The 20514-nt window shown below is 65.0% G+C and carries 18 protein-coding genes; 2 read left to right on the top strand and 16 right to left on the bottom strand.

Features of this window, described 5'->3' with window-relative positions; genetic code table 11:
* Positions 1-82: 82 nt before the first annotated feature.
* The 4 genes from infB to rimP form a co-directional block, all read right to left on the bottom strand.
* Entirely contained in the window at positions 83-2791 is a 2709-nt protein-coding gene (infB, locus tag NLM25_RS00240) for a translation initiation factor IF-2 (RefSeq protein ID WP_254114660.1), read from the bottom strand.
* A gap of 71 nt (positions 2792-2862) precedes the next feature.
* Positions 2863-3546 (bottom strand): RNA-binding protein, encoded by a 684-nt coding sequence (locus tag NLM25_RS00235; protein ID WP_254114659.1) that lies wholly within the window; start codon positions 3544-3546, stop codon positions 2863-2865.
* A 23-nt stretch (positions 3547-3569) separates the two neighbouring features.
* Complete coding sequence (nusA, locus tag NLM25_RS00230; protein ID WP_212485061.1) at positions 3570-5180, bottom strand: transcription termination factor NusA; 1611 nt, start codon at positions 5178-5180, stop codon at positions 3570-3572.
* 2 nt (positions 5181-5182) lie between these two features.
* Positions 5183-5938 carry a ribosome maturation factor RimP gene (gene rimP, locus NLM25_RS00225; protein WP_254135612.1) on the bottom strand — a complete coding sequence of 252 codons (756 nt, stop codon included), beginning with the start codon at positions 5936-5938 and terminating at the stop codon, positions 5183-5185.
* Between the two features lie 385 nt (positions 5939-6323).
* Between rimP and NLM25_RS00220 the strand changes: the two genes are divergently transcribed.
* Positions 6324-7406, top strand: a complete 1083-nt coding sequence (locus tag NLM25_RS00220) for a DUF2336 domain-containing protein (protein ID WP_254114657.1) — start codon at positions 6324-6326, stop codon at positions 7404-7406.
* Between the two features lie 91 nt (positions 7407-7497).
* Here NLM25_RS00220 and trmB read toward each other — a convergent pair whose 3' ends face one another.
* From trmB to tsaB, 12 genes are all read right to left on the bottom strand, one after another.
* Positions 7498-8208, bottom strand: a complete 711-nt coding sequence (gene trmB, locus NLM25_RS00215) for a tRNA (guanosine(46)-N7)-methyltransferase TrmB (protein ID WP_254135611.1) — start codon at positions 8206-8208, stop codon at positions 7498-7500.
* Positions 8205-9362 (bottom strand): M20 family metallopeptidase, encoded by a 1158-nt coding sequence (locus NLM25_RS00210; RefSeq protein ID WP_254135610.1) that lies wholly within the window; start codon positions 9360-9362, stop codon positions 8205-8207. The genes trmB and NLM25_RS00210 overlap by 4 nt, the downstream gene beginning before the upstream one ends.
* 85 nt (positions 9363-9447) lie before the next feature.
* Positions 9448-9861, bottom strand: coding sequence for a helix-turn-helix domain-containing protein (locus NLM25_RS00205; RefSeq protein ID WP_008131807.1), 414 nt, complete (start codon positions 9859-9861; stop codon positions 9448-9450).
* Positions 9862-10082: 221 nt separating this feature from the next.
* Complete coding sequence (lnt, locus tag NLM25_RS00200; RefSeq protein WP_254135609.1) at positions 10083-11696, bottom strand: apolipoprotein N-acyltransferase; 1614 nt, start codon at positions 11694-11696, stop codon at positions 10083-10085.
* Positions 11693-12811 (bottom strand): hemolysin family protein, encoded by a 1119-nt coding sequence (locus tag NLM25_RS00195; RefSeq protein ID WP_254135608.1) that lies wholly within the window; start codon positions 12809-12811, stop codon positions 11693-11695. Before NLM25_RS00195 ends, lnt begins: the two co-directional genes overlap by 4 nt.
* Position 12812: 1 nt before the next feature.
* Positions 12813-13301, bottom strand: coding sequence for an rRNA maturation RNase YbeY (ybeY, locus tag NLM25_RS00190; RefSeq protein WP_254114652.1), 489 nt, complete (start codon positions 13299-13301; stop codon positions 12813-12815).
* Positions 13302-13383: 82 nt separating this feature from the next.
* Entirely contained in the window at positions 13384-14379 is a 996-nt protein-coding gene (locus tag NLM25_RS00185; protein WP_254114651.1) for a PhoH family protein, read from the bottom strand.
* 64 nt (positions 14380-14443) lie between these two features.
* Positions 14444-15832 (bottom strand): tRNA (N6-isopentenyl adenosine(37)-C2)-methylthiotransferase MiaB, encoded by a 1389-nt coding sequence (gene miaB / locus NLM25_RS00180; protein ID WP_254135607.1) that lies wholly within the window; start codon positions 15830-15832, stop codon positions 14444-14446.
* Positions 15833-16021: 189 nt separating this feature from the next.
* The gene (locus NLM25_RS00175; RefSeq protein WP_254114649.1) at positions 16022-16702 is read right to left on the bottom strand and encodes an HAD family hydrolase; all 681 of its coding nucleotides are present in this window, start codon (positions 16700-16702) and stop codon (positions 16022-16024) included.
* Positions 16703-17158 (bottom strand): Fur family transcriptional regulator, encoded by a 456-nt coding sequence (locus NLM25_RS00170; protein WP_254114648.1) that lies wholly within the window; start codon positions 17156-17158, stop codon positions 16703-16705.
* 38 nt (positions 17159-17196) lie between these two features.
* Positions 17197-17682, bottom strand: coding sequence for a ribosomal protein S18-alanine N-acetyltransferase (rimI, locus tag NLM25_RS00165; protein WP_254135606.1), 486 nt, complete (start codon positions 17680-17682; stop codon positions 17197-17199).
* Positions 17679-18374, bottom strand: a complete 696-nt coding sequence (tsaB, locus tag NLM25_RS00160; protein WP_254135605.1) for a tRNA (adenosine(37)-N6)-threonylcarbamoyltransferase complex dimerization subunit type 1 TsaB — start codon at positions 18372-18374, stop codon at positions 17679-17681. The genes rimI and tsaB overlap by 4 nt, the downstream gene beginning before the upstream one ends.
* Positions 18375-18719: 345 nt before the next feature.
* On the opposite strand from tsaB, the gene NLM25_RS00155 reads away from it, so the two are divergent.
* Positions 18720-20366, top strand: a complete 1647-nt coding sequence (locus NLM25_RS00155) for a PAS domain-containing methyl-accepting chemotaxis protein (protein WP_254135604.1) — start codon at positions 18720-18722, stop codon at positions 20364-20366.
* The last annotated feature ends 148 nt before the right edge of the window (positions 20367-20514 follow it).

The raw sequence follows: 20514 nt of genomic DNA, 5'->3' as shown, positions 1-20514 counted from the left end.
CGCGGATGGCCGGAAAAAATCCGGCCATCGCACTCCGCAATTTCAGCTCAAAAAGATCCGGGCGCTTCGGTAAGATTTGGACTTACAGGGAGCGCTGGATCGTCTCCACGCGATAACACTCGATGACGTCACCGGCACGCATGTCGTGATAGTTCTCGAAGGCCATGCCGCATTCCTGACCGGACTGGACTTCCTTCACTTCGTCCTTGAAGCGCTTCAGCGTCGACAGCTTGCCTTCGTGCACGACGACGTTGTCGCGGATCAGGCGCACATTGGCGCCGCGTTCCACGGTGCCGTCGGTGACGCGGCAGCCGGCGACCTTGCCGACCTTGGAGATGTTGAAGATCTCCAGGATCGCGGCGTTGCCCAGCATGGTTTCGCGCAGGGTCGGCGCGAGCAGGCCGCTCATCGCCTTCTTCACGTCGTCCACGAGGTCGTAGATGATGTTGTAGTAGCGGATCTCGATGCCGTTGCGCTTGGCGGCCGCGGCCGCCTCCTTGTTGGCACGAACCGAGAAGCCGATGATCGCGGCGTTGAAGCCTTCCGCGAGCGTCACGTCGGATTCCGAGATGCCGCCGACGCCGGCATGCAGGATGCGGGCTGCGACTTCGTCGGTGCCGAGCTTCTCCAGCGAACCGAGGATCGCTTCCAGCGAGCCCTGCACGTCGGCCTTGATGATCAGCGGGAATTCCTTGCGGCCCGCCGTCTTCAATTGCGACATCATCTGCTCGAGCGAGCCGCGCATGCCGGAGATCGAGGCTGCCGCGTTCTCGCGCTTCTGGTGCGCGCGGTAGCTGGTGACCTGGCGGGCGCGGGCTTCGTTCTCGACCACCGCGAGACGATCGCCGGCTTCCGGCGGACCGTTGAAGCCGAGCACCTCGACGGGCACCGAGGGACCTGCCTCCTGCACCGTCTCGCCCTGATCCGAGATCAGCGCGCGGACGCGGCCCATCTCGGCGCCGGCGACGATGATGTCGCCGACACGCAGCGTGCCGCGCTGGACCAGCACGGTCGCGACCGGACCACGGCCGCGATCGAGCTTGGCTTCGATCACGGTGCCCTCGGCCGGACGCTCCGAATTGGTCTTGAGGTCGAGGATGTCGGCCTGGAGCGCGATCATCTCGAGCAGCTTGTCGAGATTGGTCTTGTTCTTGGCGGACACTTCGACGTCGACGACTTCACCGCCGAACGACTCGACCTGCACCTCGTGCTGGAGCAGCTCGGTGCGCACGCGCTCGGGCTTCGCGTCGGGCTTGTCGATCTTGTTGATGGCAACGATGATCGGCACCCGCGCCGCCTTGGCGTGGTTGATGGCTTCGATCGTCTGCGGCATGACGCCGTCATCGGCCGCAACCACCAGCACGACGATGTCGGTCACCTTGGCGCCGCGGGCGCGCATCGCGGTGAACGCGGCGTGGCCGGGCGTGTCGATGAAGGTGATCTTCTTGCCGCTTTCGGGCGACAGCACCTGATAGGCGCCGATATGCTGGGTGATGCCGCCGGCTTCACCGGAGACGACGTTGGCATGACGGAGCGCATCGAGCAGCGAGGTCTTGCCGTGGTCGACGTGACCCATCACGGTCACCACCGGCGAGCGCGTCTCGGTGTCGGTGGAATCGTCGGTGGCGTCGAACAGGCCTTCTTCAACGTCGGACGCGGCAACGCGCTTGACGGTGTGACCGAGCTCTTCGGCGATCAGCTGTGCAGTGTCGGCGTCGATCACGTCGGTGATCTTGTGCATCGCGCCCTGCTTCATCAGCATGCGGATGACGTCGACCGCGCGCTCGGCCATGCGGTTGGCGAGCTCCTGGATGGTGATCGCTTCCGGAATGACCACCTCGCGGATGAGCTTTTCCTTCGGCTCGTTCGAGGCGTGGCCCTTCAGGCGCTGGGTGCGGCGGCGGAACGAGGCGATCGAGCGCTCGCGCACGTCGTCGGCATTGAATGCGGTCACGACGGTCAGGCGGCCGCGCTCCTTCTGCGGGCCGGGCTTGTGGGTGGGCTTGGGGGCTACCACGGGACGCGCAGCGCCGCCGGGACCGCGGCGGATCTGGCGCGGACCATCGTCCTCATCCGGTCCGGCTGCGACCGCGGGAGCGCGACCCGGCGGGCCGCCTGCCGGCCTCGCGGTGGTCGTTCCGGGGCGCGCCGTCGTGGTTCCCGGGCGTGCCGTGGTGGTGGTGCCGGGGCGTGCTGCGGGAGCGCCGGGACGCGGTGCGGGAGCGCTCGGGGCGGCAGCTGCGGGACGCGGAGCGGATGCCGGCGGCTGCTCGCCTTCGCCAAAACGCTTCTTGGCTTCGGTCTCGGCCTTCCGTTTGGCTTCGTCCTCGTGACGATGGCGCTCTTCCTCGGCCTTGCGGCGGGATTCGGCGGCCTCGCGCTCGACGCGTTCTGCGGCTTCGCGAACAGCGCGGCGCTGGGCCTCTTCCTCCGCCACGCGGCGCTCTTCGACTTCGCGCACCTTGGCATCGGCCAGCGCGCTGGCGCGGGCGGAACGTTCGTCCTCGGTCAGCGTGCGCAGCACCACGCCGGAGCCGGCGTTGCGCGGCGGAGCCGGGCGCGCGGGAGCGGGCGCAGGTGCGGCAGGTGCCGGCTTTGCAGCAACCGTCGGAGCCTGCGGCTCCGGGCTGCCGTCGATGCGGCGCTTGCCACGCTTCTCGACCACGACCTGCTTGCTGCGGCCATGGCTGAAGCTCTGGCGCACAGTGCCCGTTTCGACGCGCGGCTTGAGCGATAGCGTCTTGCTCGGAACGCTCAGCTTCTTGTCGTCAGGGGTCTTGGTATCAACCATTCAGCAGTCCTAATCCTGATCTTGTTAACGTTGTGCGTTGCCGCACCGTCTTATTGGGTCGTCGTTGTCTCTCAGAAATCCTGGCCGGGCTTTTCGGCAGTCTTGTCATCGTCCGCCATCCGGTATCGGACCAGCATCTGGCTACGTGACAGGAATGACTTGCTCGCCGGGCCCGCGAGCAGGGCAGCATGTATCACATTTGACCGGGTCAGTGCCAAATCCAATTCTATCGATTTCAGGGCAGTGATGACGGGAATCTGCGCCTTGGCCCCGCGATTTCCGTCATTTTGACGTGCCAGCATGTCTAATTTGCGGATTCCGTCCGCGGCCCCGTCGCTGGCGTGGATCAGGACCTCGACCGTGCCTTCCCGCAGGGCGCTCTCGACCTTGCCGAAACCGGCGACGATCTGGCCCGCCTTGGCAGCGATCCCAAGGGCTTCCGTCACGCTCCGAACCAGAAGCGCTTCGATATCGGCGGGAAGCGTCTGGGAAATGCGCAGCTCGCGCTTGAAGGCCTTGCTAAATTGGTGACGCCGCACGGCTTCCGCAACCACCTCGCGCGAGGCAGTGACCCACATGCCGCGCCCGGGCAGCTTGCGCTTGAGATCGGGAACTATGTCGCCCTGGGGCGAAATGACGAAGCGGATCAGCTCGTCGATCGGCCGGACCTCGCGACTGACCGCGCACATCCGCATGGTCGCGGACCTTTCGGTCCGCGGGCCATTGTCGAGATCGTGGTCAGTATCTGCGAGCATCCGGGTGACATTCTCCTTCGCCCTTAAGCCGGCTGATCTTCGGTCGCCTCGGCCTCTTCGGCCGGCTTGGCGAGATCGGCTTCGGTGATCCAGCCGGCCTTGACGCGGGCCTGCATGATCATGGCTTCGGCATCGTCACGGGAGATGTCGATACCGTCGAGCGCACCCGGATATTTGGTCTGCTCGCCGCCTTCCTTGCGCTCGGTCCAGCCGACCAGGTCGTCGGTGGCGCAGCCGGCGAGGTCGTCGACGGTCTTGATGTCGTTCTCGCCGAACTTCACCAGCATCTTGGAGGTGACGCCGGGCACGTCCTTGACGGCGTCCTCGACACCGAGCTCCTTGCGACGGGCCTCGATCTCGGCTTCCTGCTGCTCGAGATATTCACGGGCGCGATTCTGGAGTTCTTGCGCGGTTTCCTCGTCGAAACCCTCGATGCCGGCGAGCTCCTTGAGATCCACCATCGCGAGTTCCTCGACCGAGGTGAAGCCCTCGGACGCCAGCAACTGGCCGACCACTTCGTCGACGTTGAGCGATTCCATGAAGACGCGGGTGGAGTTCTCGAAGTCGGCCTGGCGGCGCTCCGATTCCTCCTGCTCGGTCAGGATGTCGATGTCCCAGCCGGTGAGCTGCGAGGCCAGACGCACGTTCTGGCCGCGGCGGCCGATCGCCAGCGAGAGCTGGTTGTTGGTGTCGGGCACCACGACCTCGATGCGCTCGCGGTCTTCGTCGATGACGACCTTGGAGACTTCGGCCGGCGCCAGCGCGTTGACCACGAAGGTCGCGATGTCGGGCGACCACGGGATGATGTCGATCTTCTCGCCCTGCAGTTCGTTCACCACGGCCTGCACGCGCGAGCCGCGCATACCGACGCAGGCGCCGACCGGATCGACCGAGGAATCGCGGGAAATCACGCCGATTTTCGCGCGCGAACCCGGATCGCGGGCCACCGCCTTGATCTCGACGATGCCGTCATAGATCTCCGGCACTTCCTGCGCGAACAGCTTTGCCATGAACTGCGGATGGGTGCGGGAGAGGAAGATCTGCGGGCCGCGGGTCTCGCGGCGGACGTCGAAGATATAGGCGCGGACGCGGTCGCCGTTGCGGAACACTTCGCGCGGCAGCATCTCGTCGCGGCGGATGATGGCCTCACCGCGGCCGAGGTCGACGATCACGCTGCCATATTCGACGCGCTTGACGACGCCGTTGACGATGTCGCCGATGCGGTCCTTGAATTCCTGATATTGCCGGTCGCGCTCGGCCTCGCGCACCTTCTGCACGATCACCTGCTTGGCCGACTGCGCGGCGATGCGGCCGTATTCCAGCGGCGGCAGCGTGTCGGCGATGGTGTCGCCGACCTGGGCGCCGGGATTGGCGCGCTGGGCGTCCACCAGCGAGATCTGGTTGGAATGGTTTTCGACCTTCTCGACCACCAGCATGTGGCGCGACAGCCGCAGCTCGCCCTTCTTCGGGTCGATCTCGGCATGAACGTCAGTCTCGCTGCCGTAACGTGCCCGTGCGGCCTTGGCGATGGCGTCCTCCATCGCCGCGATGACGATACCGCGGTCGATCGATTTCTCGCGTGCAACGGCGTCCGCAATCTGGAGCAACTCAAGTCGATTGGCGCTGACTGCCATGGCTAATCTCCTTCGTCAGGCTCGATCTCGCCCCGTCGCGCGCGTTCGGCGGCCAGGCGATGCTTCTTCGTATTGGTCGGGGCCGGCTTCTTTTTCGGCTTGGTGTTCTTGGTGGTCTTTTCGCTGATCTTGGCGTGCGGCGCCTGCGGCGGCTCCAGGCCGAGATCGCGGCGCATCTGGCGCTCCTCGGCCTTGCCGCGGCGCATGGATTCCGCGATCAGCTCGTCGGTCAGCACCAGCCGCGCTTCGCCGATATCCTCCATCGTCAGGAGAACGTCGGCATCGGCGCCCGCCTTGACGTCGTCGCGATGCAGATGCACGCGGTCGCCTTCGACGGCACCGAGCGTGCCGCGGAACCGCTTCCGCCCGTCATGGGCGACTGCCATCTCGACCTTCACCAGATGCCCGGAATAGCGCTCGAAATCGGAGCGGCGCACCAGCGGACGGTCGATTCCCGGCGAGGAGATTTCCAGCCGATAGGCGCGATCGATGGGATCGGCGACGTCGAGCACGGGCGACAGTGCCCGCGAGATTGCCTCGCAATCCTCGAGCTGCATCGATCCGTCCGGCCGCTCGGCCATGATCTGCACGGTGCAGCCGGCCTCGCCCGAGATGCGGATCCGCACCAGACGATAGCCCATGCCCTCGAGCACCGGACCTGCGACCGCGGACACACGCGCCGCCACGCCCGGCTCGACCACGAGCCTCGGCTCGGCCAGCAACTCGGCATCCGTGGAACCAGTGTTCGGTTCGATCATATCAGGGGTCAAGGCGCTCGTTGGTTTAGGCTTAGGTTTAGACTTGGGTTAAGGCTTGGTTAAGACTTCAAAGCCCGCTTCGGAGCTTTCCCGGCAGCGCGCCGGGCCGCATCTTCCGCCAAGCCGCGCTCAGGTAATAAAAAAGAGCGGGTCCTTTCGGGCCCACTCTCACTACGCGGATCGTATGAGAAGATGAATTGGCGCTGATATAGCCCTTTCCGCCCGCCCGGACAAGGCCCATCGCTGGCCAGACGAGGCTTTTTGCGCCCGGCCTGTGGGCCCCCCGCGCAACGCTTCCTTCATCTCCGAGGCCTAAATTCCCTGATTGTGGGGCGGCTTGGACCAAGGGCGCACCCGCGGCGTGCCCTGTACGAGTTGCGTTTTCATGACCGTTGCCACGTCGCTCATTCCCGGACTGGACGATATCGTCAAACGCGGCGACCCGCGGCGTCGCGGCGAGATCGCGCGCGCCATCGCCCAACTGTTCTTCCAGGACGCCGAGAAACTCCGTCCCGAGCTCATCGATCTCTTCGACAATCTTCTGATCGATCTGGTCCCGCATGCCGAGCTCACCTCGCGCGTCGATCTCGCCGAACGCTTCTCGCGCCTGAACAACGCGCCGCCGCACCTGGTGAACCAGCTCGCGCGCGAAAACGAGATCATGGTGGCGGGCCCCGTGCTGCGCCGTTCGCCCGTGCTCGACGACGCTGCTCTCGTCGAGATCGCGCGGCTGAAGGGCCAGGGCCATCTGCTGGCGATGACGGAGCGCCCCGCACTGTCGGCTGCCATCACGGACGTGCTGGTCGAGCGCGGCGATCGCGACGTGGTGCGCCGCGCCGCGGGCAATGTCGGCGCGGTGTTCTCGCCTGGCAGCTATTCCGAGCTGATCAAGCGTGCGTCGCAGGACGGTGTGCTCACGCTGAAGATCGGTCAGCGCAAGGATCTTTCGGGCGAGCACCTCAAACAGCTTCTCGACGGCACGCTCGACGTCATCCGCCGCCGTCTCTCCAGCGTGGTCAATCCTGCGCGCCAGGTCGAGATCAAGCGTGCCATGGCGGCGATCGAGGAGGCGGCGCTGCCGCCGGGCCCGCGTCGCGATTTCTCGGGGGCGCAGCGCACGGTCCTCGCCCTGCATCGCGAGGGTCATCTCGGCGAGAGCGCGCTGCTCGGCTTCGCCAAGGCGCACAAATACGAGGAATCGATCGCCTCGCTCTCGGCGATGTCCGGCGTCCGCCTCTCGATCCTCGATCGCCTGATCGCGGGCGACCGCTACGATCCAATTCTGGTGCTGGGGCGCGTGCTGAATCTCGGCTGGCCGACGGTGCGCGCGCTCATCCTGCTCTGGTACGGACCGCACCGCACGCCGGCCGATGCCGACATCGAGGCTGCGCGCACGAATTTCACGCGCCTGATGCCGACGACCGCCGAGCGCGTCGTGAATTTCTGGCGCAACCGGCAGACGATTTGAAAACATCCCTGTCGTCATTCCGGAGCGCGCGAAGCGCGAATCCGGAATGACGAGGTTCCGGGTTCGCGCTTCGCGCGCCCCGGAACGACGATCATTTGCGTCTGAACCGCAGATACGCGGTCTTGCGCCCTTCGCGCGTGGCCTTCCTGCCGTATCGCGTCATGGTGTAACCGACCCATGGCTGCCGGAAATCGTCGGCGCGCTCCGCAAGCCAGACGAAATCAGACGAGCGCGCAAGATGCGACAGCGTCCAGGCGCAGTAATCGTCGATGTCGCAGACGAAGCGGAATTCGCCGCCCGCTTTCAGCACGCGCGCCATCGCGGCAATGGTCCGGTCCTGGACGAAGCGCCGCTTCCAGTGTCGCCGCTTCGGCCAGGGATCGGGATGGATCAGGTCGATTCGCGACAGCGAAGCCTGCGGCAGCCAAGCCAGGAGCTCGGCGGCATCGCCTGCGAACAGACGGATGTTGTCGATGTTGGTGGCCTCGATCTGCGCGAGGATCTTCGCCATGCCGTTGACATAGGGCTCGCAGCCGATGAAGCCGGTCGTGGAGAAGGTCTGCGCCTCGGCCGCAAGATGCTCGCCGCCGCCAAAACCGATCTCGAGCCGCACATCGTCGGCCGCGGGGTCGAAGATCTCGCGGGCGTCCGCCGGTGCTTCACCGTCGATGTCGAGGGCAAGATGCGGCAGCAGATGATCGACCAGCTCGGCCTGGTGCTGCCTGAGCTTGTGGCCCTTGCGTCGCCCGAAGAAGGCGCGTTCGCTGTCGTCGCGATCGGGATCTGATTTGCGTTCGCTCATCGCAGCGTCTGATACAGGCGATGGAGCAGCCGCGCGCGCGGTTCGAGCGACGAAACGTAGAGCTGCTCATAATGGGTGTGCGCGCCCTTGCCGTCGACGCCGAGCCCGTCGAGCGTTGCGGTGTGCGCCGCGGTGAAATTGCCGTCCGAGCCGCCGCCGGTGTGGGTGTCGACCAGCTCGAAGCCGATCTCCGTGGCGAGCGTCTTCGCATGCTCGTACAGCGAGGCGCCTGCATTGCTCTTCTCGTAGGGCGGACGATTGAGCTCGCCCGTGACCTTCACGGTGACGCCTTCGGTCTTCGATGTCAGTCCGAGGATCCTGTCGACGAATTCTTCTGCATCAGCAAAGCTCGGCACGCGCAGATCGACTTCGGCGTATGCCTCCTCCGGCGTAACGTTGGGACGCGTGCCGCCGCGCGCCACGCCGACATTCACGGTCACGCCACGCTGCAGGTCGTTCATGCCTTCCAGTGCCAAGATGACGTTGGCGAGCTCGCGGACGGCGCTGCGGCCGTCCTGGGGTCGCGTGCCGGCATGTGCAGGCACGCCCTTGATGAACACACGAAATCGTCCGACGCCCTTGCGCCCCGTGACGATCTTGCCGCCGTCGCGCGCGGGCTCCGTCACCAGCACGTATCTGGCCTTGCGCCCTTCCGTCTCGATCAGTGCGCGCGAGGTCGGGCTGCCGATCTCCTCGTCGGAGGTGAACAAATGCGTGATGCCGAGCGGCGAATGATCGCCGGCGGCGCAGAGCGCGCGAAAGGCGTGATGGGCAATGTAGGCGCCGCCCTTCATGTCGTAGATGCCGGGACCGAACGCGCTGTCGCCTTCGACCTTGAACGGCAGACGCTCGATGAAGCCCATGGGATGAACGGTATCGAGGTGGCTCAGCACCAGGATGCCCGGCTTGTCCTGGCCCCAGGTCGAGCGTGCGATCAGATGATCGCCGCAGCCATCGACGCCGGCGACGCGCTCGAGCGTCACTGGCAGATCGCGATATTGCTCCGCGACCACAGAGATCAGTTTGTTGACCTGTTCGGGCGCGTCCGTCGGCGTCTCGATCTCGACCCAGCGGCGGATGCCATCGAGAATAGTTCTGGAATCGAACCAATTGGATTTGGTCATGAACGCATCTGTGCCTTTGAACCGCATCATCGAAGAGGGCGCGCACCAAGACGCGGCCGCAAATCACGACATAGGCCAGATTTGACGCAGTCTCAAATCGGATTGAGCCGTCGCGTCACCGTTTGTCGGGACCTTCGCGGGCGGCGATCTGCTCGACGAGGTCGACGATCGAGCGGCGCATCTTCGAATCAGTGATTCGGGTGAACGCCTTGGTCAGAGCGAGACCTTCTGAGGTCGCGAGGAAGTCCGAGACATAGGAAGGCGAGGCGCCTTCGGCGAAGCCGTCCGGACCAGCCACGCCGCTCGGCCCGCCCTCGAACAGGAACGACACCGGCACCTGGAGAATCTCGGCGATCTGCTGAATGCGGCTCGCACCTACGCGATTCGTCCCCTTCTCGTACTTCTGGATCTGCTGGAAAGTCAGGCCCAAAGCTTCACCCAGCTTCTCCTGACTCATGCCCAACATGATGCGGCGCATACGCACGCGGCTGCCGACATATTTGTCAACAGGGTTGGGCGCTTTCGACATTTCCTCAGCCTCCAAACATCACCTTCGGCGCAATCACAAGAATTGCCTCCGGTGTCAGCATCGTCAAAATCAAACCCTGTTATTGGGAAACATTGCGGAGAAATTTAGCAACGCCCACTGTCTTTCGCAGCCGGTGCAGAATGAGGAGGGCGCGTGCAGTCTGTCAACCGTGGGACTACGGTTGTCAAAGGATTCCGGTCACTGCGGCGGCAAGGGCGTGATCAGGGTGCCCGTTTGGCAACGCGTCGGCGGACCGCCAAGATTACAGCCAGCGCGACAAGCATGGCTGCGGGCACGTCGCCCACCCGCGCATAGACGGTCGGCGGGAGTGCCGCGGGCAGGCTTGCATCCAATATGCCTTCCACGCCGAGGCCGAGGCTGGCAACGGTTCGTCCCACCGGATCGATCACCGCCGATACGCCGGTATTGGCGGACCGGACCAGCGGCAGTCCGAGCTCGATCGCGCGCATCCGGGCCTGCTCGAGATGCTGATAGGGACCGGTCGAGATGCCGAACCATCCGTCATTGGTGAGGTTCACGATCCAGCCCGGACGCTCATTGCGGCCGGCGACCTCGCCTGGAAAAATTGCTTCGTAGCAGATCAGCGGCAGCGCAGGCGGTGCGCCGGGCACCGGCAGCGCATGCCGCACGGTGCCGGGAATAAAGCCGCCGCGCACGCGCGTCAGTTGCTCGAAGCCGAGCTTCTCCATCAGGTCCTGGTAGGGCAGGAATTCGCCGAACGGCACGAGGTGCAGCTTGTCGTAGACCGAGAGCACGCTGCCGTCGTGATCGATCACGTAGATCGAATTATAGGCGCGCGTGATCGGCGTGCCCCGCGGCAGATCGGGGGCGCGGACCGAGCCCGTGATCAGCACCGTGCCCTTCGGCAGAAGCTCGGCGATTTGCGCCATCGCGTCGGCTTCGCGGGTCAGGAAGAACGGAAACGCGGATTCCGGCCAGATCAGGATGGTGGCATCGCGCACGCCGGTCGATTGCGGCCCGGAGGCGCGGTCCGACAGCGCCAGATATTTCTTCATCACCTCCGCCTTGGCGGCGTAGTTGAATTTCGCGTCCTGCTGGAGGTCCGGCTGCATCAGGCGCAGCTTGGTGCCCGCGACCATCGTGGTCGGATGCAGCGACAGGCGGATCGCGCCGAAGATGCCCATGACGATCAGAAGCGCTATCGCAGCAGCCGGCGCGCGCCACGCCGGGCGGCGATCAGGCGTGCGGTCGATCAGTGCCGCGGGGCTCGCGAAGATCGCGACGCTGAGGAACGTCATGCCCCACAGGCCGATCAACGACGCCGTCTGCGCCAGCGGCAACGGCTCGGACAGGGCATAGCCGAACGCGTTCCAGGGAAAGCCGGTCAATGCGTGACCGCGCAGCCATTCGGCGACGGTGAGGCTCGCGGCGAGCGCGAGGATGCGCGTGGCATCCTTGGTCCAGAGCAGGCGGGCCAGCGCAAAGCCGATTGCGGTGAAGATGGAGAGATAGGCCGGCAAGCCAAGCACGGCGAACGGCGTCAGCCACGCGAACACGTCGGCTTCGACGAAGAAGGCCTTGCCGATCCAGTAAAGTCCCGGGACGAAATAGCCGAGCCCGAACCAATAGCCGGTCAGCGCTGCGGCGGGGACGCCGCGATATCGTCCGGCGCCCGCGCCGTCGATCAGCCAGACCAGCACCGGGAAGGTAATGAACAGCACCGGAAAGACGTTGAACGGCGCCAGCGCCAGCACCGACAGCGCGCCGCACCCCATCGCGACGAGCGCGCGCTTCCATCCCCAGGTGAGGATGATGGCAAGCGCGATCTGTCGAAATCGCTGGAAGGGCGTCACTGCGGACCGGTCCCGTCGCCTGGCGGCGGGGTGGGCGTGTCGCCGGACGGCGGCTGACCGCTCTCCGGCGTAGCCTCGCGGCGACGGCTCTCGCGCTGGGTGCGTGGCGCGGGGCGTTCTTTCCGCGTCGAGATGCGCAGCCGCTTGACGCGGCGCGGATCGGCATCGAGCACCTCGACCTCGTAATTGCCGGGGCCCGAGATCACCTCGCCGCGCACCGGCAGGCGGCCGACGTGGCTGACGAGATAGCCGCCGAGCGTCTCGACTTCCTCGCCGGCCTCGCCGGTGACGAAATCCTCGCCGATCACCGTGCGGACGTCGTCGAGGCTGGCGCGGGCATCGGCGATGAAGGCGTTGTCGGGCAGGCGCACGATCGAGGGCGGCTCGTCGCTGTCGTGCTCGTCGTCGATCTCGCCGACGATCTGCTCGACGATGTCCTCCAGCGAAACCAGCCCGTCGCTGCCGCCATATTCGTCGACCACCAGCGCCAGATGGATGCGCGTGGCCTGCATCTGCGCCAGCAGGTCGATCGCCCGCATCGACGGCGGTACGTAGAGCAGCTTGCGGATGATGCGCGCATCCTGCAGCGGCAGCGCCAGATCGACGGTACGCAGATCGAGGCCGGCCGGCAGCGGCTTCTTGCGCTTGGTCTTGGTGGCCTCCGACACGCGTGCGCGCGCGGTCATGAAAGCGAGCAGGTCGCGGATGTGAACGATGCCGACGGGATCGTCCAGCGTCTCGTTGTACACGACAAGGCGCGAATGGCCGGCACTTTCGAAGCGGTCCATCAATTCGCCGAGCGGGATGTCGCGCTTCACCGCGATGATGTCAGCGCGATGCACCATGACGTCGGCGATGCGGCGCTCGTGCAGGCCGAGGATGTTGCGCAACATGGTGCGCTCGACGGTCGAGAAGCCAGTGTCGTCGGGTGTCGTGGCATCGAGCACGACCTGGAGGTCGTCGCGCACCGATCCCGCCTTCCAGCCGAACAGGGTACGAATGGCGCGCAGCAGCCAGCCTTCCGCGGTCGGGCGCATCACCTCGCCAGGCGTCACCACGGCCGGCAGATTGGGCGTGTTGCGCGGATTGTCGTGGGTTGGCTCGGAATCCGGCATCTCAGTGCGTCCCTGCGCGGTCAGCATAGGGGTCGGGGATGCCGAGATGAGCCAGGATCTCGGTTTCCAGCGCTTCCATCTCCTCGGCGTCGTCGTCGTTCTCGTGGTCATAGCCGACCAGATGCAGGAAGCCGTGCACCGCGAGATGACTCAAATGGTGATCGAACGGCTTGTGTTCCTCGTCCGCCTCGCGCCGCATGGTCTCGTAGGCGATCGCGATGTCGCCGAGCATGCGCGGTGCATCGCCGGGTTTCCATTCGCCCTCCGGCTGGAGCGCCGGAAACGACAGCACATTGGTCGGCTTGTCGATGCCGCGCCAGTTGCTGTTCAGCGTGCGGATGCCGGCATCGTCGGTCAGCATCACAGCCACTTCGGCGTCAGCGACGTCCTCATCGACACTCTCGGCGGCGGCCGCTACCGCGCGCTGGATCACCGCTTCGGAATCGGGCTCGCGCTGCCAGCAATCGGCGACGACGAGGACCTCGGTCATGGGAAGGTTCGGATGTGACATCTTGTTTGTTCGGAACGAAAGGACGCCATGTCCGCGTCCATATGGTCCGGCTGTTGTCTCGTCAGGATTTACCGGCGGCCGGCCGCTGCGGCTGCCCTTCATAGGCAGAGACGATTCTTGCCACGAGTTCGTGGCGGATCACGTCCTCGGCCTTGAAATGAACTTGTGCAATGCCCTCGACGCCGCTCAGCAGACGCGTCGCCTCCGCCAGACCCGAGGTCTGGCCGTTCGGCAGGTCGATCTGGGAGGGATCGCCCGTCACGATCATGCGGCTGTTTTCGCCGAGACGGGTCAAAAACATCTTCATCTGCATCGACGTGGTGTTCTGCGCCTCGTCCAGGATGATGGCGGCGTTGGTCAGCGTGCGGCCGCGCATGAAGGCGAGCGGCGCGATCTCGATCTCGCCGGTCTGGAGCGCGCGCTCGACGATGCGCGCGTCCATCAGGTCGTAGAGCGCGTCGTAGATCGGGCGCAGATAGGGATCGACCTTCTCGCGGAGGTCGCCGGGCAAAAAGCCGAGCCGCTCGCCGGCCTCGACCGCCGGACGCGACAGGATGATCTTGTCGACTTCCTTGCGCTCGAACAGCTGCGCGGCGTGCGCGACCGCGAGCCAGGTCTTGCCGGTGCCGGCGGGGCCGATGCCGAACACCAGCTCGTGGCGCTTCAGCGCGCGGATGTAGGAATCCTGCGCGGCGGTGCGGGCGCGCACCGGGCGCTTGCGCAAATTGATGCTGTCGAAGGTGGATTTGGCCGACTTGGCGTCGAATTCGAACAGCGAGCCCTGCGCGATCACGGCGCGGATCGCGCCTTCGACTTCGCCCTGGTCGAGATCCTGCCCCTTCACGGCCTGCGCGTAGAGCGTCTCCAGCACGCGGCGCGCGGCGTCGCAGCCGTCGCGTGTGCCGCCGATGGTGATGTGGTTGCCCTTGGAGTCGACCACGACGCCGAGCCGCCGCTCGATCTGCGCGAGATGCTGGCCGTAGGGGCCGACCAGCGCGGAAGCGGCGCGGTTGTCGTCGAAGTCGATGACGACCTGGGTCTCGGGCGGAACTTGCATGTCGCGGTCAAATTTGCGGCTGGGAGCGAACGAAGACGAATCCGATGCGCTTTTTGGCAAGGGTTCAGGCTCCAATGGCGATTTGAGATAAAGCGGGCCCGCGCGGCGTCACGAGCTCACCGAGAAAGCTGTAGCGCTCGAGACTGTCGATGCGCACCGGCAGGATTTGTCCGATGATGTCGGGCGAGGCCATCACATGCGCGGGCTGGAGGAAGGCAGTGCGGCCGACGATCTGGCCCTCCTTGCGGGCCGGACGCTCGAACAGCACATCGACCGTTGAGCCAATCGCAGCCTTGTTGAAGGCCGATTGCTGGCTGTCGATCAGTTCCTGGAGCCGCTCCAATCGCTGGTCCATCTCGGCGGGGGACACCGTCTCCTGCATATCCGCGGCCGGCGTTCCCGGCCGGGCGGAGTATTTGAACGAATATGCTGCAGCGTAGCCGATTTGCGTGACAAGCGCGAGGGTCGCGAGAAAATCTTGCTCACTCTCGCCGGGGAAGCCGACGATAAAATCTGATGAAAAAGCAATGTCTTGGCGCGCGGACCGGAAACGGTCGATGACAGCGAGATAATCATCGGCGGTATGTTTCCGGTTCATGGCGGCGAGAATCCGGTCCGAACCCGACTGCACCGGCAGGTGCACGAACGGCATCAGCTCGCCGAGGTCGCGATGCGCTGCAATCAAACTGTCATCGACGTCGCGGGGGTGGCTGGTCGAATAGCGCAGCCGCGCGATGCCGGGAATTTTTGCCAGATGCTCGAGCAGCCTGCCGAGCGGCCAGGCTTTTCCGTCAGGTCCTTCGCCATGATAGGCGTTGACGTTCTGCCCGATCAGCGTGAGCTCGCGCACGCCGTTGTCGGCGAGCCGCTTCACATCGTCGACGATCTTGGCGACCGGCCGCGACACCTCCGAACCACGTGTGTAAGGCACGACGCAGAAGGTGCAGAACTTGTCGCAGCCTTCCTGCACCGTGACGAAAGCAGAAATTCCGCGCGCGCGGATGGCGTCGGGCTTGGGCTGGGCCAGGAAGCCGAACTTGTCCGCCGCGGGAAACTCGGTCTCGATCGCGCGGCCTTCATTGCCGGCGCGCTTCAGCAGCTCGGGCAGATGATGATAGCTCTGCGGGCCGACCACGACGTCCACGACAGGCGCGCGGCGCACGATCTCCTCGCCTTCGGCCTGCGCCACGCAGCCCGCGACCGCGATCTGCATCGCCCGGCCGCCGCGCGCGGCCTCGTCCTTGGCGACGCGCAAGCGCCCGAGTTCGGAATAGACCTTCTCGGAGGCTTTTTCCCGGATATGGCAGGTGTTGAGGATGACGAGGTCGGCGTCCTCTGCGCTGGCCGTCTCCACGAATCCTTCCGGGGCCAGCGTGTCCACCATGCGCTGGGCATCGTAGACGTTCATCTGGCAGCCATATGATTTGATGTGCAGCTTGCGCGGCGGTGTCATGGAACCCGGAATTGAGGTGGAGGACGGCCCTCAAATATAGGCTGGAGGGTCGAAAATCCAGCGATCGGAGCCGTTTGGGCCCATTCCAGGGCCGGTGCCTGCGCAAAGCGCGGAATCCAGGGATTTTGGCACCAGATTCCGGGTTCACGCGCGCTGCGCGTGACCCGGAATGACAAAAAGGGCGTGGAATCAGCCCGCCAGGGCGTCCGCCTCGACGCGCCGGAGCAGCTCCGGCAGCTGCCGCATATCGTCGAACGTCAATCCGGCACCGGCGGCCCGCAGTCTCTCGGCGTGACCTGGTGGGCAGTGGCTGCCGCCATGAAAGCCCAGTACGGCCATCCCGGCGGCATGCGCGCCTGTTACCCCGGGGACGCTGTCCTCGATCACCAGGCACCGTTCCGGCGCGGCCTTCATCTGATCGGCGGCAAACAGAAACAGATCAGGCGCGGGCTTGCCGCGTGCGACCTGGCTTGCGGAAAAGATGTTGGGAGCGAGCAGGTCGTAGAGCCCGGCACACGTCAGGCCGTGAAGGATCTTCTCCGGTGTGCCGCTCGATGCAACGCATTTGGGCAAATCGATTGCGCCAATCGCCGCGGCGACATGGGTGATCGGCTGCAGGTCGCTGGCGTAGAATTGCAGCGTAGCCGCATTGACCTGCTGCTCCAGATCGTCGGGAAGATTGCGGCCGATCTCCTGTTCGACCATCCGCCGCGCGTCTTTCTCGGAGACGCCGAGGAAGCGCACCAGCACCTGCTCCGACGTGATCGGATAGCCGTGTCGCGTCAGCACATCCGCATGCGCGCGACAGGAGATCACCTCGCTGTCCACGAGCACGCCGTCGCAATCGAAGATGATGAGGTCGATGGGCACTTAGTTTGTGGGCTTGTCGTCGTCGAGCGGAACGCAATAGAGCTCGAGCCGATGGTCGACCAGCTTGTAGCCGAGCTTGCGCGCGATCTCCGCCTGGAGCTTCTCGATCTCCTCGGAGGTGAACTCGATCACCTTGCCGTCGCGCAGGTTGATGAGGTGGTCGTGATGGCTGTCGCGCATCGTCTCATAGCGCGCGCGGCCCTCGCGGAAATCATGGCGCTCGATGATGCCCGCATCCTCGAACAGCTTGACGGTGCGATACACGGTCGAGATCGAGATCTTGTCGTCGACGGCGACACAGCGCCGGTACAGTTCCTCGACATCGGGATGATCGACCGATTCCGCCAGCACGCGAGCGATGACGCGGCGCTGCTCGGTCATGCGCATGCCGGTCGCGGCGCAGCGCGCCTCGATACCGGTCGCCTTGGATGCGGAAGAAGCTTTAAGTCCAGTCATAGGGTGTCCGCCTGAGGGGGCGCTTTCTGCCATCAATGTTACGACAAGTCACGTCGCATCAGAAGTGCGTTCAATTGTTCCCCGTTGGGCTGCTTATAGTAGCGTTCGCGGCGCCCGACCACCATGAATCCGGTCCGGTCGTAGAGCCGCCGCGCCGGCTGGTTATTTTCCTCGACTTCGAGAAATATTGTGCGCACGCCGCGCCCTGCGAGGTGGCCGAGATGCGTCATCAGCAGCGTGCGGGAAAGGCCGCGGCCGCGGTACGCCCGGTCGACCGCGATGGAGAGGATTTCCGCTTCGTCGGCGCCGATCCGGGAGACCGCGAAGCCGATTGTCTTGCGGCCGAGCCGCAATCGATGCACGAGCGTGTTGCGCTCGCCGATCATGCCCTCGAACTCGCCTTCGCCCCAGCCCCGGGCGAAGGATTGGCCGTGCAGCTGCGCCAGCCGCGCCGCGTCGCGCGTGGATGCTGGCTCTACGGCGGCCGTGCCGCCGCGCCACCATTCCGAAAACCATCCCATCATGAGCTTGCAGCTTGCGCTGCGAGCGGCGGCAGAGCGGCCGGCTTGGCGTCGGGCGCCTTCAGATAGAACGGCCGCGCCGGATTTGTCTCGGGATCGGCCGCAGCTCCAAGCCACGCGACCCAGCCGATGTCCGGCGCGGGCTGCGCGTCGACCGCCACGGGTTGTGGACCATCCTTCGGCCAGCGATCGGCGAGGATCTTCGCGGCGTTGCCGACCAGATGCGGTGCGCCGAAGCGCGAGGCCGCGATCGCCTCGTCGATTGGAACGACGCTCGGCCGCACCAGCTGGCTGCCGTCGCCGGCCACGATCTGGAAGTAGACGTGATCGTGCCGCGCGTCGATCGCCGAGATCACCGGCGCCGTTCCGCTCTGACCGACGACGGTGGCGGCATAGGCCGATAACGTCGTCAGCCCGGCGGCGGGTCGTTTTGCCGCAAGCGCAAGGCCGCGCGCCGCCGAAATGCCGACCCTCAGGCCCGTGAAGCTGCCGGGACCGACGGTGACGGCGATGCGGTCGAGCGAGGTGAAGGCCAGATCGGCCGATTGCATCACGCGCGCAATCATCGGCATCAGCGCTTCGGCGTGGCCGCGTTTCATCAGAAGCGATTCTTGCGCAAGCAGCTGGCCGGCGTCGGTGTCGAGAACGGCGGCCGCGCACGCCTCCAGCGCGGTATCGATGGCGAGGATCAGCATCGAATCAGCTTAGTCGGTTCCGCCGCGATCGAACCAGTCCAAGTTTGATTTCTCGACAGGCGCACCATTGGCCCCGTAATTCTACGTGAACGGGAACTGGCAAAAGCCTTCGCGCCCTCTTTTTGAAACAAATGCATCAATTTGCAACCTGTGAGCTAGCTAAGTATTTGAAGTATTTCCATTTTAAGGAAAGGTTAGCAATCATCGGACACCTTTCGGGCGCGGAAGGCGCATTAGCGACGACCGGAACGAAGCATTCGAGCGGTCAAACCGCGCATCTTCCGGTCCTTTGGAAAGGTTTCTTTTATGTCTTTTTGGCGAAGCGGTTCTTCGGCCCGCGAAGCTATGGCCCAGGTCAGCGCACTTTCGAAGTCGCAGGCCGTGATCGAATTCAATCTCGACGGCACCATTCTCACCGCCAACCAGAACTTTCTGGCCGCGATGGGCTACCGGCTCGACGAGATCCAGGGCAAGCACCACAGCATGTTCGTGACGCCGGACGAGCGGGGCAGCGCGGCCTATCGCGAGTTCTGGGCGCGCCTTGGCTGCGGCGAATATCAGTCCGCCGAGTACAAGCGGCTCGGCAAGGGCGGCCGCGAGATCTGGATCCAGGCGTCCTACAATCCGATCATCGACGAGGCCGGCAAGCCGGTGAAGGTCGTCAAGTTCGCCACCGACATCACCGCGCGCAAGATCCGCAGCCTCGAGGATGCCGGCAAGATCTCCGCGATCGGCCGCGCCCAGGCCGTGATCGAGTTCAATCTCGACGGCACCATCATCACCGCCAACGAGAATTTCCTGGCGACTGTCGGTTACCGGCTCGACGAGATCCAGGGTCAGCATCACCGAATGTTCGTTACGCCTGGTGAGCGCGACAGCGCGGCCTATCGCGAGTTCTGGGCAAAGCTGGCCCGCGGCGAATTCCAGTCGGCCGAGTACAAGCGCATCGGCAAGGGCGGCAAGGAAGTCTGGATCCTTGCGTCCTACAATCCGATCCTCGACGAGACCGGCAAGCCGTTCAAGGTGGTGAAGTTTGCCACCGACATCAGCGCGCAAAAGCTGTCGAACGCGAACTTTGCCGGGCAGATCGAGGCCATCGGCAAGTCGCAGGCCGTGATCGAGTTCGACATGGACGGAAAGGTGCTGACGGCCAACGAGAACTTCCTCGGCGCGCTCGGCTACACGCTGTCCGAGATCGTCGGCAAGCATCACAGCATGTTCGTGGGCGCTGACGAGCGCGACGGCGAAGCCTATCGCGCCTTCTGGGCGAGGCTGAATGCCGGCGAATTCCAGTCCGGCGAATATCAGCGCGTCGGCAAGGGCAGCCGGCAAGTCTTTATCCAGGCCTCCTACAATCCGATCCGCGATCTCAACGGCAAGCCGTTCAAGGTCGTGAAATACGCCTCCGACACCACGGCGCAGGTGATCGCGCGCAAGCGCAGCGAGAAGGTGCGCAGCATGATGGAGTCGGTCGCCGCCGGCGCCGAGGAGCTCAACGCTTCGGTGCGCGAGATCGCCGAAGCCATGACGCGCTCGCGCGAGACCGCCGCGACCGCCGTCGATCGTGTCGAGGTGGCGGACCAGCAGGCGCACCGGCTGACCCAGGCGGCGGAGTCGATGAGCATGATCGTGCAGCTCATCGGCAACATCACCGGCCAGATCAATCTGCTGGCGCTGAACGCCACCATTGAATCCGCGCGCGCCGGCGAAGCCGGTCGCGGTTTTGCGGTGGTCGCATCGGAGGTGAAGAATCTGGCCAATCAGGCCAAGCAGGCCGCCGACCGGATCGAGCAGGAGATCAGCAATCTCAACGGCATCTCGGTCGATGTCGTCGCCGCGCTGGAGCAGATCAAGGGCGCGATCCAGGGTGTCAGCGAGTACGTCTCGTCAACGGCCGCTGCGGTCGAGGAGCAGAGCACGGTGACGAACGAGATGTCGGCGAGCATGCGCAAGGCGGCGGAAGAGGCGGCCAGCATCGGTCAGGCTGCGTAGATCTCGTAGGGTGGATTAGCCCCGGGCTGCGCGAAGCGCAGTCCCTTGGCGTAATCCACCTCTTTAATGTCCACGCGGATAGAGCAGTGGTGGGTTACGTCAAGCAGACGCGCTTCGCGCATCTGCTCGTCTAACCCACCCTACTGTA

The organism is Bradyrhizobium sp. CCGB01 (assembly GCF_024199795.1).
Taxonomy (GTDB): Bacteria; Pseudomonadota; Alphaproteobacteria; order Rhizobiales; family Xanthobacteraceae; genus Bradyrhizobium.
The sequence above is the reverse complement of the archived record's forward strand: the minus strand, read 5'-3'. Positions and strand labels throughout refer to the sequence as shown.

Excerpts from the sequence above, each read along its gene's own strand:
- infB (WP_254114660.1), bottom strand. The coding sequence starts at position 2,791 with ATGGTTGATACCAAGACCCCTGACGACAAGAAGCTGAGCGTTCCGAGC.
- NLM25_RS00235 (WP_254114659.1), bottom strand. The coding sequence starts at position 3,546 with ATGCTCGCAGATACTGACCACGATCTCGACAATGGCCCGCGGACCGAA.
- nusA (WP_212485061.1), bottom strand. The coding sequence starts at position 5,180 with ATGGCAGTCAGCGCCAATCGACTTGAGTTGCTCCAGATTGCGGACGCC.
- rimP (WP_254135612.1), bottom strand. The coding sequence starts at position 5,938 with ATGATCGAACCGAACACTGGTTCCACGGATGCCGAGTTGCTGGCCGAG.
- NLM25_RS00220 (WP_254114657.1), top strand. The coding sequence starts at position 6,324 with ATGACCGTTGCCACGTCGCTCATTCCCGGACTGGACGATATCGTCAAA.
- trmB (WP_254135611.1), bottom strand. The coding sequence starts at position 8,208 with ATGAGCGAACGCAAATCAGATCCCGATCGCGACGACAGCGAACGCGCC.
- NLM25_RS00210 (WP_254135610.1), bottom strand. The coding sequence starts at position 9,362 with ATGATGCGGTTCAAAGGCACAGATGCGTTCATGACCAAATCCAATTGG.
- NLM25_RS00205 (WP_008131807.1), bottom strand. The coding sequence starts at position 9,861 with ATGTCGAAAGCGCCCAACCCTGTTGACAAATATGTCGGCAGCCGCGTG.
- NLM25_RS00195 (WP_254135608.1), bottom strand. The coding sequence starts at position 12,811 with ATGCCGGATTCCGAGCCAACCCACGACAATCCGCGCAACACGCCCAAT.
- ybeY (WP_254114652.1), bottom strand. The coding sequence starts at position 13,301 with ATGACCGAGGTCCTCGTCGTCGCCGATTGCTGGCAGCGCGAGCCCGAT.
- NLM25_RS00185 (WP_254114651.1), bottom strand. The coding sequence starts at position 14,379 with ATGCAAGTTCCGCCCGAGACCCAGGTCGTCATCGACTTCGACGACAAC.
- miaB (WP_254135607.1), bottom strand. The coding sequence starts at position 15,832 with ATGACACCGCCGCGCAAGCTGCACATCAAATCATATGGCTGCCAGATG.
- NLM25_RS00170 (WP_254114648.1), bottom strand. The coding sequence starts at position 17,158 with ATGACTGGACTTAAAGCTTCTTCCGCATCCAAGGCGACCGGTATCGAG.
- rimI (WP_254135606.1), bottom strand. The coding sequence starts at position 17,682 with ATGATGGGATGGTTTTCGGAATGGTGGCGCGGCGGCACGGCCGCCGTA.
- tsaB (WP_254135605.1), bottom strand. The coding sequence starts at position 18,374 with ATGCTGATCCTCGCCATCGATACCGCGCTGGAGGCGTGCGCGGCCGCC.
- NLM25_RS00155 (WP_254135604.1), top strand. The coding sequence starts at position 18,720 with ATGGCCCAGGTCAGCGCACTTTCGAAGTCGCAGGCCGTGATCGAATTC.